Genomic DNA, 13,049 nt, shown 5'->3' with positions numbered 1-13,049 from the left:
TAGATGTACAACCAAATTACGCTTAAATGGGTGTATTGTTTTATTGAGCAGCAGGAGTTGCCAATTTGTCGGCCGAAATTATTTTTAAATGACAAATTTGCATTTTATGGGTTGTGGCAAATGATTTGAATAGTATTGAACAGATTGTTTTGAACAATAATTTATAACCATGAATTTTAACAACTTTACCATAAAAGCGCAGGAAGCCGTACAAAAAGCTTCCGAAATTGCAACCGGTAATCAGCAACAGGCTATTGAAAATGCCCACTTGCTAAAAGGTTTGTTACTGGTTGATGAAAACGTAATTAGCTATTTATTAAAAAAGCTGAACGTTAACATTGCCCGCTTAAACGATACTTTAGACCAGCAGATTGCTGCTTTTCCAAAAGTAAGCGGTAGCGAGCTATATTTATCATCAAACACCAATAGTGCTTTACAAAAAGCACAAGGTTACTTAAAAGAATTTAAAGACGAGTTTGTATCGGTAGAGCATTTGCTGCTGGGCATCTTGTCTGTAAACGATAAAGCCAGCGCCGCATTAAAAGATTACGGCGTTAACGAAAAAGATTTAAAAGCAGCTATTGTTAGTTTGCGGGGCGACAGTAAAGTAACCGGCCAAAATGCCGAAGCTACTTATAACGCGCTTAATAAATATGCCCGTAACTTAAATGACTATGCCGCGTCAGGTAAATTGGATCCGGTAATTGGCCGTGATGAAGAGATTCGTCGAGTGATTCAGATCTTATCACGCCGTACAAAAAACAATCCGGTACTGGTAGGCGAACCTGGGGTTGGTAAAACTGCTATTGCCGAAGGTATCGCTTTCCGTATCATTAAAGGCGATGCTCCCGAGAACTTAAAAACTAAAACCGTGTACTCGTTAGATATGGGCGCACTGGTGGCCGGTGCCAAGTACAAAGGTGAGTTTGAAGAGCGCCTGAAAGCCGTAATTGGCGAAGTAATTAAAAGTGATGGCGAAATTATCCTCTTCATCGACGAAATACATACGCTGGTAGGTGCCGGTGGGGGCGAGGGCGCTATGGATGCGGCCAATATATTGAAACCTGCTTTGGCTCGTGGCGAGCTGCGTGCTATAGGTGCCACTACACTGAACGAGTACCAGAAATATATAGAAAAAGATAAAGCCCTTGAACGCCGCTTTCAACGCGTAATGGTTGACGAGCCGGATGCTGCCGATGCCATCTCCATTTTGCGTGGCTTAAAGGAACGTTACGAGGCACACCATAAAGTGCGTATTAAAGACGAGGCTATAATTGCTTCTGTTGAAATGTCGCAACGGTACATTGCCGACCGCTTTTTACCCGATAAGGCTATCGATTTGATGGACGAGGCGGCGTCTAAACTGCGCCTGGAAATGAACTCGGTACCTGAAGCGGTTGATGAACTGGAACGCCGCATTATGCAGCTCGAAATTGAGCGCGAGGCCATAAAACGCGAGAACGATGATCGCAAGGTAAAAGACTTGAGCGAAGAGATTGCCAACCTGTCTGCAGAGCGCGATTCATTGCGTGCCAAATGGCAGAGCGAAAAAGATTTGGTAGATGGCATCAACTTAAAAATTGAAGCTATTGAGGCTTATAAATTGGAAGCTGAACAGGCCGAACGTGCCGGTGATTACGGTAAGGTAGCTGAACTGCGCTACGGCCGTATTCGCGAAGCTGAGGCTGAAGTGGAAAAACTGAAAGCTGCTTTACTGGAAAATCAGGCCGATCACCGTATGCTGAAAGAAGAAGTTACCGCTGATGACATTGCCGGCGTAGTATCAAGGTGGACGGGCATACCTATCACCAAGATGATACAAAGCGAGCGCGAAAAGCTGCTTAACCTGGAAGAAGAGTTGCACAAACGTGTAGCCGGTCAGGAAGAAGCTATCGAAGCTATCAGTGATGCTATTCGCCGCAGTCGTGCCGGTTTGCAGGATAAACGCAGACCTATCGGTTCGTTCATCTTTTTAGGCACAACCGGTGTTGGTAAAACCGAGCTGGCTAAAGCCCTGGCCGAATTCCTGTTTGATGACGAGCAATCGATGGTTCGTATCGATATGTCGGAGTATCAGGAACGCCATGCCGTTAGCCGTTTAATTGGTGCGCCTCCGGGCTACGTGGGGTATGATGAAGGTGGTCAGTTAACTGAGGCAGTTCGTCGTAAACCATACAGCGTGATTCTGCTGGATGAGATTGAGAAAGCGCACCCAGATGTATTCAATATCTTGTTGCAGGTGTTGGATGATGGCCGCTTAACCGACAACAAAGGCCGCGTGGTGAACTTTAAAAATACCATCGTAATCATGACCTCTAACATCGGGTCGCATATTATTCAGCAGAACTTCGAAAGCTATGATGAGTTGCAAAAAGACGAGGTAATTGCCAAAACCAAAAGTCAGCTGTTTGATCTTTTGCGCCAAACCATCCGGCCAGAGTTTTTGAACCGTATTGATGAGATCATCATGTTTACACCACTGGGTCGTGATGAAATTAGTGATATTGTAAAACTACAGTTTAAAGGCTTGCAGCAAACACTGGCTGAAATGGGTATCCACATGGATGCTTCGGCAGAGGCTTTAGACTGGCTGGCGCAATTGGGTTACGATCCGCAATTCGGTGCCCGTCCGCTGAAAAGGGTTATCCAAAAGAAAATCCTGAACGAGTTATCTAAACAGATACTCGCTGGTAAGGTGGACAAAGATAGCCGCATTAAGCTGGATATGTTTGATAACCAGTTTGTGTTTTTGAACGAGTAAGCATTAGATTCGAGAATAAGGAATTATAAATCAATAAAAATAACAAAGGGAGGTGCCGTAGGGTAACTCCCTTTGTTGTTTAAAAATGTTACTATTGTAGTGTTAAAAGCTTTCAGAAAGTGATGTTTAACGCGGTTAAATACAACAGAATAGATTATTTGCACGATGGCAATGCCGACCAGCAGGAGGTATATCATCTGCTTAAAAGGCAGTGCATCATGGAAAAATTAGCTGCTTATCATCCATTGCTGGTAGGAACGGTTCCACTGGTGATAAATATATCCGGAAGCGATTTAGATATCATTTGTGATTTTGAGCGGAAAGAAGAATTTAAAGCCGACGTTTTGCGGTGCTTTTCAACTTATGATAATTTTGAACTTGCGGAGACTGTAGTGAATGGCGAGCCAACCATAATAGCCTCTATGGTAATAGATGGGTGGCCGGTTGAGCTGTTTGGTCAGTACGTGTCAGTGAAGCAGCAGGCAGCTTACCGGCACATGTTGGTAGGGGATTTTTTGTTGCGCCAGCATGGTGATGCGTTTAAAAAGCAAGTTATTTCGCTGAAGCAACAAGGTGTTAAAACTGAGCCGGCTTTTGCCTATCTGCTTAATCTGGAAGGCAATGCTTATGAGTTGTTGCTGCATATTTATGATAGCAATATTAATGAGCCCGATAAAAGATATTAGTATGTTTTACACAAAGTATTTTGATTAACAATGACTTGGATATCCATAAAAGAAAAGTTACCGGCCGAAAATCAGCCGGTGTTGTTATATAATATCAATTCCGATCCTGACACTGTATATGGACTTTTAGACAATTATCTGGTATCGGCTTTAACTACCAAAAATGGCCAGCCTGAATGGGAGGATCATCTCGCAGCGCCACAAAGTTTAACTAATTATACCCACTGGATGCCGCTGCCCGAACCGCCGCGTTCTGAAGATGAGCACGCCAGGGCCATTCAAATGGTTGCGGATAGTATTGTAAGTCATCACATTCCTAACGATAGCCGCTTAAACGAATTTTCTTTTAGAATTATAGTTGAGGGACAGGCTTACGAAGTAAGCTATAAAAAAGATGCCGATGGTTATTGGGCGTTTACTCGGTACAAGTAAACTACTGCGCTATGTATTATAGCAGGCAAAAAAACTTTTAATATTATTTGGACTATTTCTAAATAGCTTTAAATTTGCATACGATGACTACCGTTAAAGTTGAACGTGCTGTAAATTTTCAAGAGGTTTTTGCCACTAAAGCCGGGGCTGTTTACCAATGCGACCGCGAAGGTTGCTGGTACATAGATTTTGCCGATAAGCTGGTAAAATTCGATTACCGCAATTTGCTAAAGCTAAAGTCGTCTATCTATCGGGTTGATATAGAGATGTTGTTACTCGACAATAGTAAATCGCCCGAAATTGAAATGGTGTTTATTTGCGCCTGCAATACTTGTTACATTCTCAATCTATTGCAAATCATTTCCCTAAAAGAACTCCTTGAAGGAACCTTTGTCATGCTTGAATTGAATAAAATCATTCATGATCGGTTGAACAGAATTGTTATTTGATTATTGCGGGTCAATCAACGGCTTAAACTTCAGTATTTTCTAATTTAGACTTATTTCATATTGTTATAAAATTCTGCCAATAAAAAGTATAGCACTATTATTGTATTACATTCTTTACACAGTAATTAACTGTAATTGTTATGAAAGATATTATGCGTATAAAGTGCTTGTTATCTGAAGATATTGAAGCACTCTTAAATCAACAGATAAAAAAAGAAGCCCATTCATCAGCTATTTATTTAGCTATGGCCTCATGGTGTAACCGCAATGGTTTCGATTACTCAGCCGACTACTTTTTCAAACAATCAGAAGAAGAACGCCACCACCAATTAAAACTGTTTAAATATGTTTTAGACATGGGTGGCAATGCCATTACACCTGATGTAACCGGTATTAAACAAGAGTATGCAACCTTCCGAGAAGTGTTTGAAGACGCTTTAGAACAAGAGGTGGCCATTACCCAATCATTCAAAAACATTGCAGCCAACTGCATGAAAGAGCAGGATTTTGTAACCTTTGAGTTTTTGAACTGGTTTATGAAAGAACAGCGCGAAGAAGAGTACAAAGCCCGTCGTGCGCTGGAACTGTTTGAAGTGATTGGCGAAGAAGGTACCGGCCGCTGGGAAATTGACAAGCATGTCAATAAAATTAAATACGATAGCGAAACTGGCGCTGAATAAAATATAAAAGCAAATTGTAAAGCCGACACATCCGTGTCGGCTTTTTTTTATGCCAGTTACTTAATTAATAATGCTTTTTAGTTGCACTTAATTGTACAAAACTATTCACACCGCAAACAACAGCCTGCACATAACGGTTAATCTATAAACACACTGCAAATACCACAAGTAACTTAAACTAGATACTACCATGAGAAATTACGAAACTTTAGTGGATGCCACTAACGACTTAATGAAAAGAGGATATACTGCCAATTTAAGCTTTGACGACGATGCCGACAACATCCAGGACAAAGATCAAAATATACATTTAACTGCTGATGATTTTGAAGTAGATGAGTTTTATCGTTTTGAAGGCGCAAGTAACCCAGACGATATGTCTATCGTTTATGCTATTTCATCCATGAAGCACAATTTAAAAGGTGTACTGGTTGATGCTTACGGTACTTATGCCAACAATAGCTCATCAGCAATTGAGGCCAAGCTGCACCATCATCAGGTAAGTGACAACCTGCGCGGTGCAGACCGTCCAAAGGCAGACTAAGCTTAGCTGCTACTTTGCAGCATATTTAACAAACGGCGGCCTTTTGCCTGTATGGCAGGGCTGCCGTTTTTCATTAAATATTGTAATTGGCTAATCAACTCCTCCGCCACCCAATCGTACCGGCGGTGCAGGTTAAAAAGTATTTCAGCTGCAAAGGCTTTAACCGCTACTTTTACTTTAGGCGCAATCAGCCAGTCAAAGCACTGTTCAACAACCGGCTCCATGTCTGTCTCAGCAACAACTTGTTTCACATTATCTGGAGCCTCATTTGAAGTAAAATACATCAATATACGGGCATACTGCCTGTGGCAACTGTGGTTTTGTGTTTTGCAGCTATAGGCTATCAGTAAGGGCAGGTGCAATGCGTAGTTACCAATGTTTGGTGTAATCAGCGTATCTAACAACCATGCTGCCCGAAAAGCAAGTTGGTCATCGGAATGCAGGGTTAAATCAAGCAAGTCCGTTAATACAAATCCATCGCGCACCAGTTGTTCACTTATCGGTTGTACCCACTGGTTGCTTGTGCGCCTTTTCAGTAGGTTTTGTAGGGCTAAGCTGTCAATCATACAATCTTGATAATTGTAAACCGCAACGCTATAGTATGCGTTAGTGTCACTATATTATAAACTTGCGGCAGTTTAAGGTTGCTCAATATTAGGCATTAGCCGGATAATTTAAAAACCTTACATTTGCTGCCACTTAAAAATTGTTCTGAAATTACATGGTTAAATTCAACCGTTTCACATTGGACAATGGCCTGCGGGTAATTGTTCACGAAGATCATACAACACCCATGGCAGTAGTTAACATTTTATATGATGTTGGCGCACGCGATGAAAATCCCGAACAAACTGGTTTTGCTCACTTATTTGAGCACCTGATGTTTGGCGGTTCTGTGAATATTCCGGTATACGACGAGCCCCTGCAACGTGTTGGCGGCGAAAACAATGCTTTTACCAGCAACGATATTACCAACTATTATATCACCCTGCCGGCTGTAAACCTCGAAACTGCTTTCTGGCTGGAGAGCGACCGTATGTTGAGCCTAGCCTTTAGCGAAAAAAGTTTAGAAGTGCAGCGTAACGTGGTGATGGAAGAGTTTAAGCAACGTTATTTGAACCAGCCTTATGGCGATGTGTGGTTGCGTTTACGCCCTTTAGTATACAAAACACATGCTTACCAATGGGCAACCATAGGTAAAGAATTGTCGCATATCGAGCACGCTAAGATTGAAGATGTAAAAGCTTTTTTTAAAAAACACTACAATCCGCAAAATGCTATTATGGTAGTTGGCGGCGACGTGTCATTAGAACAGGTCAAAGAACTTTCAGAAAAATGGTTTGCCCCAATCCCCGCCGGCGACAAATACCACCGTAACCTGCCGCAGGAGCCAGAACAGCATGAAGAACGCAGGGAAACGGTTACCGCCAAAGTGCCTTTAAACGATGTGTATATTGCCTTTCAGGTTCCTGGACGTACGGATGAGAATTACTACGCCATTGATTTAATCTCAGATATTCTGTCGCGCGGGCAATCATCACGCCTGTACCGTTCGTTGGTAAAGGATACGCCGATGTTTAGCGAGATACACGCCTATTTAACCGGCAGCCTTGATAAAGGCATGATGGTGGTTGAAGGCAAACCGCTCGAAAATATCAGCATTGAAGAAGCCGAAGCTGCTATTTGGAAGGAATTGGAAAAGATGTGTACCGAGCCTATCCCTACCGATGAATTGACCAAGGTGCAAAATAAAACCGAGTCGACCATGGTGTTTTCTGAAATGGCTTTGCTGGATAAGGCCATGAACCTGGCTTATTTTGAACTGCTGGGTGATGCCGATGAATTTAATTACGAAACAGAAAAATATCTGGCTGTGACGGCGCAGCAAATTCAGGAACAGGCAAAAGCCATTTTCCGCAAGGATAATTCATCTACCCTTATTTACCTGGCCGAAAAATAAACCGTTATGTTGAACAGAACTTTAGCGCCCGAATCAAAGGCGATTGAAAATATTAAACTGATTGAACCCGGCCATACCGTATTGGACAATGGTTGCCAGGTATACTGGTTCAATTCCGGTGATCAGGAGCTGGTGCGTATTGAGTGGATTTTCGGTAACCTGCGTTTCAACCCGGCCAAACCGTTGTTAAATCTGGCAGTAAACGCTATGCTTACCGAGGGTACGTCTACCATGTCCGGATCACAAATTGCTGACCAGATTGATTACTATGGTGCCTTTTTACAGGCCGATTATGGTTATGACCAATCGCAATTAACGATGTATAGCTTAAATCGCCATTTGGATCATACCTTACCGGTTATCAAAAGTATTCTTACTGACAGCCAGTTTCCGGCAAAAGAGTTAGAAACCTTCACCCGCAACCAGCAGCAAAAGCTGCAGGTAAGTTTGCAAAAAAACGATATCCTGGCCCGTCGTGCTTTCAACAAAGCACTGTATGGAGATACCATTTATGGACTTACCTCTATGCCAGCCGATTTTGAAAGCTTACAGCGCGAGGATATGCTGAGCCATTTTAAACAAATGTATCAGCCATCCAACTGTACGCTGGTTATTTCCGGCAAGGTAGATGAGGCTACGCTTCAACAAATTACCGGTGCATTTAATACAGGTTGGGATAATGCAGCTCAACCGGCTGAAACTGCACAGCCGGAATTACAACCGGCAGCAGAGCGCTTTTACTTTATCGAAAAGCCGCAGGCACTGCAATCGGCCATACGCATGGGTACTGAGATGGTTAATCGTTCTCATCCCGATTTTCCAGCCTTGCAGGTGTTAAACACTGTGCTGGGCGGGTACTTTGGCTCACGCCTGATGGCTAATATTCGTGAGGATAAGGGATATACTTATGGCATAGGTTCGGGTATTTCTTCACTAAAAGATGCTGGTGCATTTTTTATCGCAACCGAAGTAGGAGCCGATGTATGCCGTAGTGCAGTTAACGAAATTGAGAAAGAAATCAACCTGCTCAAAACGGAATTAATTACCGAAGACGAGTTATCGTTAGTACGCAATTACATGCTAGGTTCTTTACTGGGTGGATTGGAAAATGTGTTTTCGCACGCTGACAAGTTCAAGAATACATATTTTTCGGGCTTGGATTTAGCGTATTACAACCGATATACCGAAATCGTGAAAACGGTTACCGCCGAGCAATTGCAACAACTGGCCAACCAGTACTTAAACTTTGAAAGCTTTTATAAAGTGATTGTGGGTAAGTACTAGTAGCTTTATAAACAAAAGAGGCGGGATCACCATTCCCGCCTCTTTTGTTTATGGTACCTTGGTTAAGTACTCTTCCTCATGCTCGTCATACAAATCCTTAGGCTGACTGGCAAAAACGGTTTTGTTTAAGTCGCGATCGGCAAAAACAACCGTGGTGCCATTATTTGTAGTGGCATTGAAGCGCAACATTACGTGGCTGCTTTTCCAATGATATCTTTTAATTTTGGGGGTAGGGCGCAAACCGCTGCCATAGTCATTTTTTAAAGCTGCCAGTAAATTGTCTCCGTTTTGCTCATCCAGGTACAAATGGATGTAGGCAATTTTCTGATTATATACACCCAATAATATCTTATTGATTTTAACTTCTTTGCCTAGTTTTAACAATGCGGTATCAGTTACCTGAAAATATTTTATTCCTTGTAAAGTTTCGTGGCCGTTTTGTGCCGGTTCAATTTTATTACTCAAAACAGTGATATCGCTGCCTACAGTAATTTCTTTAAAACCATGATTTTTCTCTAAAACTTTAATCGAGGCGTGTGCTGGTTGCCCTTTTGTAAAAAAAGGCAAAATCATCATGGAGCATCCTAAAAGCAGTTTACGGCAATTGAAGTAACTGGTATGCGGAATTGATATTGATGATTAGGTTGTTATGTGCAAAAGTAATAAACTTAGCTCCATTTTAACTAATTATAAATTAATGGGTTAAATAACGGTTATGTAACTAATATACTGTAACATAAATTGGTTAATTGTATGAATATAACTTTTCGTATTATCATTTTAAACTCACAAACCTGTTTTAAAGTTTATACCGTTTGCACATCTGTATAATTAGCTTTATCTTTGCCCGGCAAATAACAATTTATTTGCCATGCAGCTCGACCCCTCCAAATTTGTTGCCGAAGGTTTAACGTACGACGATGTTTTACTTATCCCGGCTTACTCCGAAGTTTTACCGCGCGAAGTGGATACCCGCTCTTATCTGACCAAAAAAATCAGGTTGAATATTCCGCTTGTATCAGCAGCTATGGACACTGTTACTGAATCGCAATTGGCTATTGCTATTGCACAGGCCGGTGGCTTAGGCATGTTGCACAAAAACATGAGCATACAGCGTCAGGCCGACGAAGTGCGCAAAGTAAAACGTTCAGAAAGCGGCATGATACAAGATCCGGTTACCTTAGATGAAAATGCTATTGTAGCGGATGCCTTCAAAATTATGCGCGAGTATCGCATTGGCGGTATTCCGGTAATTGATGGCGACCATAAGTTAAAGGGCATCATTACCAATCGCGATTTGCGTTTCCAAAAGGAAATGAACAGACCTATCCGCGAAGTAATGACTACTGAAAATCTTATCACCGCACCACAGGGTACTACCTTGATGCAAGCAGAAGAAATTTTGCAGGATCAAAAAATTGAAAAGCTGCCAGTGGTAGATGCCGAAGGGCGTTTGTGTGGTTTAATTACCTTTAAAGATATCCAGAAATTTAAAAATTACCCTATTGCTTGTAAAGACGAGCATGGCCGTTTACGTGTGGGTGCAGCGGTAGGCGTAACGCACGATACTATGGAAAGGGTAGATGCCTTGGTAAAAGCCGGTGTAGATGTGATTGCCATTGATACAGCGCACGGCCACTCCAGAGGGGTAATCAACCAGTTGAAAGAAGTTAAAGCTAAATATCCCGATTTGCAGGTAATTGCCGGTAATATCGCTACTGCCGATGCGGCCCGCGCACTGGCCGAGGCTGGTGCTGATGCTGTTAAAGTTGGTATTGGTCCGGGTTCTATCTGTACAACCCGTATTATTGCCGGCGTTGGGGTGCCGCAGCTATATGCGGTTTATGAATGTGCCAAAGCGTTACAAGGTACCGGCGTTCCGGTAATTGCTGATGGTGGTATAAAACACACTGGCGATATTGCCAAAGCCATAGCAGCTGGTGCAAGTTCTATCATGGCAGGTTCGCTGTTTGCCGGTGTTGAAGAGTCGCCAGGTGAAACCATTATTTATGAAGGTCGCCGCTTTAAATCATACCGCGGTATGGGTTCTATCGAAGCGATGGAATCTGGCTCAAAAGACCGTTACTTTCAAGATGTAGAAGACGATATTAAAAAGCTGGTTCCAGAAGGTATCGTTGGCCGCGTTCCATACAAAGGCACTTTAGCCGAAGTTGCTTACCAGTTTGTAGGTGGCTTAAAAGCCAGCATGGGGTATTGCGGTGCTAAGGATATTGAAACCTTGCAAAAAGCGCAGTTTGTACGTATCACTTCGGCCGGTATCCGCGAATCACATCCGCACGATATTACTATTACGAAAGAAGCGCCAAATTACACACGATAAGCGTTTAATTTTTATAGTACCGAATTAAATTCAATAATTTTACCAGCTCCGGATACATCATGTATTCGGAGCTATTTTTTTAGTATGAAATCAATCTGTGTATTCTGCGGCGCTAATTTTAACGGTGATCCGGTATTGAAAGAAGCAATAGATCAGCTGGCCCGAGTAATGGTTAGCAAAAATATAACGCTGATATTTGGCGGCGGTCGTGTAGGCGTTATGGGTCTGCTTGCCGATGCCGTACTGCAGCAAGGTGGTAAAGCCATTGGTGTAATACCTCAGTTTTTGATGGATAAAGAGGTTGGACATACCGGTTTAACCGAGTTACACATTGTAGAAAATATGCACCAGCGCAAGCAAATGATGAATGATTTGTGCGACGGTATTATTATGCTGCCCGGTGGGTTTGGTACACTTGAAGAGTTTTTTGAAGTGCTTACATGGTTACAGTTAGGCTTGCACCATAAGCCCATTGGTATATTAAATGTAAATGGCTTTTACGATTTTCTGTTAAAGCAGATGGATGTAATGGTAGAGCAGCGCTTCCTGAAACCGGTTAACCGGCAGTTGGTGCTTACTTCTGCTGATGCAGACGAACTGGTAAATACCATGGCAAGCTTTAAAGTGCAACCCGATGAAGTATGGTTTAAAGACCGAAATTTAACTTAACCTCAAACATATTATTTTTTTAAGATGCAACAATGGCCACTGACTATTCCAGTATCTGGTCTAGATTCAGTTCAACGGCATCTGCCCACATTTCCAGCAATAAGTTGATTTGGGTAAGGCGGCCGGCTAAAAATTTCATGTATTCCCGCCGCTGTTTCTTTGCAACAGCAAATTCAGATTTGTCCGAAAGTTCAAGCTGTATTTGTTCGTCAAATGCTGCTTTCTTAATGGTTTGCTCTTTTAGCAGAGCTATCAAATACTGGTCGTTCACGTTAGGCATGGTAATGTATAATAAGATTTTTCCCGGCTTTTGGTTTTAATTGATGTTTACAAGTGCATCGGTGCTCTGTGTTAAACTTTTAAGTCCGCTTAAATATAAACCAACAAAGGTTCTTAATAGGTTTGTTTTTTTATGAGAAAGATAGTTCCTATAGTGCATTTAAACGTTCTGATAGTTGGTAAACAATCTGTCGCTAATACCCAACTGTTTGGGATAGTGCGTAAAGATTTACGATATTCAGTAACAGAAAGCTTGCACATAAGTTCACTAATTGCGTATTTATATATACGATCAGACATATTTTTATTTAATTCGGCAAAGTTTTTCTAAGCTTTGTAATTCTTACTACTACTAAACTAAAATAAAGTTTAGTAAGCCGCAATTAAAAGCTCAACTATTTTGCATTAAACTTACACAAATGTCTGATAAACAAGAGAATATTTTTTTTGCGAATCTAGAGGCCAACATCAGGCAGCAGGCAAAACAGATGGGGGTAACCCTTTCGGATTTAGCCAAAAATATTGAAATGACCGAAGCTGGTTTTTACAAAATGCTTTCAACAGATAGCATCAAACTAAAAACGCTCAAAAAGATAGCAGAGGTGCTAAAAAAGCCGGTATCTTTTTTTATAGACCATACGGCAAAAAAAGGCGTAATTTATTCATCTGATGACTCAGAAATGTCCGTGGCTGCTGAACCGCATACCATTTACCAGGTAGAAAAGGACGGCTTAGTAAAACAGATAAAACTACTGGAGAGCCAGTTAAAGGATAAAGAAAAGATAATAGAATTGCTTAGCAAAAACCATTGATTAACGAACTAAACTGCTGCAGGCTTTTTCTTAAACCAAGTTACTACGTTATAGCGTTTGCACAAATAAATAATCGTCATAATCAGCATGGCTTTCGTTTTTTACATTGTTACTGTGTAACACGATTATTTGTTGCGTGTTTCGTTGAATTT

14 protein-coding genes are annotated in these 13,049 nt (G+C 41.7%); 11 read left to right on the top strand and 3 right to left on the bottom strand.

Annotated elements, in window-relative coordinates:
- The first annotated feature begins 169 nt into the window (after positions 1 to 169).
- The 6 genes from clpB (at position 170) to GPM24_RS10415 (ending at position 5,552) form a co-directional block, all read left to right on the top strand.
- The gene (clpB, locus tag GPM24_RS10440; protein ID WP_158826699.1) at positions 170 to 2,761 is read left to right on the top strand and encodes an ATP-dependent chaperone ClpB; all 2,592 of its coding nucleotides are present in this window, start codon (positions 170 to 172) and stop codon (positions 2,759 to 2,761) included.
- A gap of 122 nt (positions 2,762 to 2,883) precedes the next feature.
- Positions 2,884 to 3,447: a DUF4269 domain-containing protein gene (locus GPM24_RS10435; protein ID WP_158826698.1), complete on the top strand. Its 564-nt coding sequence runs from the start codon at positions 2,884 to 2,886 to the stop codon at positions 3,445 to 3,447.
- A gap of 30 nt (positions 3,448 to 3,477) precedes the next feature.
- Complete coding sequence (locus GPM24_RS10430; RefSeq protein ID WP_158826697.1) at positions 3,478 to 3,879, top strand: DUF551 domain-containing protein; 402 nt, start codon at positions 3,478 to 3,480, stop codon at positions 3,877 to 3,879.
- Between the two features lie 83 nt (positions 3,880 to 3,962).
- Positions 3,963 to 4,328 (top strand): hypothetical protein, encoded by a 366-nt coding sequence (locus tag GPM24_RS10425; RefSeq protein ID WP_158826696.1) that lies wholly within the window; start codon positions 3,963 to 3,965, stop codon positions 4,326 to 4,328.
- A 140-nt stretch (positions 4,329 to 4,468) separates the two neighbouring features.
- A complete protein-coding gene (locus tag GPM24_RS10420) occupies positions 4,469 to 5,008 on the top strand; it encodes a ferritin (protein ID WP_158826695.1) in 540 nt (179 codons plus the stop codon).
- 190 nt (positions 5,009 to 5,198) lie between these two features.
- Entirely contained in the window at positions 5,199 to 5,552 is a 354-nt protein-coding gene (locus GPM24_RS10415; RefSeq protein WP_158826694.1) for a phosphoribosylpyrophosphate synthetase, read from the top strand.
- 2 nt (positions 5,553 to 5,554) lie between these two features.
- Here GPM24_RS10415 and GPM24_RS10410 read toward each other — a convergent pair whose 3' ends face one another.
- Positions 5,555 to 6,118: a HEAT-like fold family protein gene (locus tag GPM24_RS10410; RefSeq protein WP_158826693.1), complete on the bottom strand. Its 564-nt coding sequence runs from the start codon at positions 6,116 to 6,118 to the stop codon at positions 5,555 to 5,557.
- A gap of 155 nt (positions 6,119 to 6,273) precedes the next feature.
- Between GPM24_RS10410 and GPM24_RS10405 the strand changes: the two genes are divergently transcribed.
- Positions 6,274 to 7,512, top strand: a complete 1,239-nt coding sequence (locus tag GPM24_RS10405; protein WP_158826692.1) for a M16 family metallopeptidase — start codon at positions 6,274 to 6,276, stop codon at positions 7,510 to 7,512.
- 6 nt (positions 7,513 to 7,518) lie between these two features.
- Positions 7,519 to 8,796 (top strand): M16 family metallopeptidase, encoded by a 1,278-nt coding sequence (locus tag GPM24_RS10400; RefSeq protein ID WP_158826691.1) that lies wholly within the window; start codon positions 7,519 to 7,521, stop codon positions 8,794 to 8,796.
- A 48-nt stretch (positions 8,797 to 8,844) separates the two neighbouring features.
- On the opposite strand, the gene GPM24_RS10395 is transcribed toward GPM24_RS10400, so the two are convergent.
- The gene (locus tag GPM24_RS10395; protein ID WP_158826690.1) at positions 8,845 to 9,372 is read right to left on the bottom strand and encodes a hypothetical protein; all 528 of its coding nucleotides are present in this window, start codon (positions 9,370 to 9,372) and stop codon (positions 8,845 to 8,847) included.
- Between the two features lie 295 nt (positions 9,373 to 9,667).
- Here GPM24_RS10395 and guaB point away from each other — a divergent pair, with 295 nt between their 5' ends.
- Together guaB and GPM24_RS10385 are read left to right on the top strand one after the other, a co-directional pair.
- Positions 9,668 to 11,137, top strand: coding sequence for an IMP dehydrogenase (guaB, locus tag GPM24_RS10390; protein ID WP_158826689.1), 1,470 nt, complete (start codon positions 9,668 to 9,670; stop codon positions 11,135 to 11,137).
- An 84-nt stretch (positions 11,138 to 11,221) separates the two neighbouring features.
- Positions 11,222 to 11,806: an LOG family protein gene (locus GPM24_RS10385; RefSeq protein WP_158826688.1), complete on the top strand. Its 585-nt coding sequence runs from the start codon at positions 11,222 to 11,224 to the stop codon at positions 11,804 to 11,806.
- Between the two features lie 43 nt (positions 11,807 to 11,849).
- Here GPM24_RS10385 and GPM24_RS10380 read toward each other — a convergent pair whose 3' ends face one another.
- Complete coding sequence (locus GPM24_RS10380; RefSeq protein WP_158826687.1) at positions 11,850 to 12,086, bottom strand: hypothetical protein; 237 nt, start codon at positions 12,084 to 12,086, stop codon at positions 11,850 to 11,852.
- A 418-nt stretch (positions 12,087 to 12,504) separates the two neighbouring features.
- Between GPM24_RS10380 and GPM24_RS10375 the strand changes: the two genes are divergently transcribed.
- Positions 12,505 to 12,897, top strand: a complete 393-nt coding sequence (locus GPM24_RS10375; protein ID WP_158826686.1) for a helix-turn-helix domain-containing protein — start codon at positions 12,505 to 12,507, stop codon at positions 12,895 to 12,897.
- Positions 12,898 to 13,049 lie beyond the last annotated feature (152 nt).

The sequence above is a fragment of the Mucilaginibacter lacusdianchii genome (assembly GCF_009770985.1).
Lineage (GTDB): Bacteria > Bacteroidota > Bacteroidia > Sphingobacteriales > Sphingobacteriaceae > Mucilaginibacter > Mucilaginibacter lacusdianchii.
This window is presented reverse-complemented; position numbering and strand designations above follow the sequence as displayed.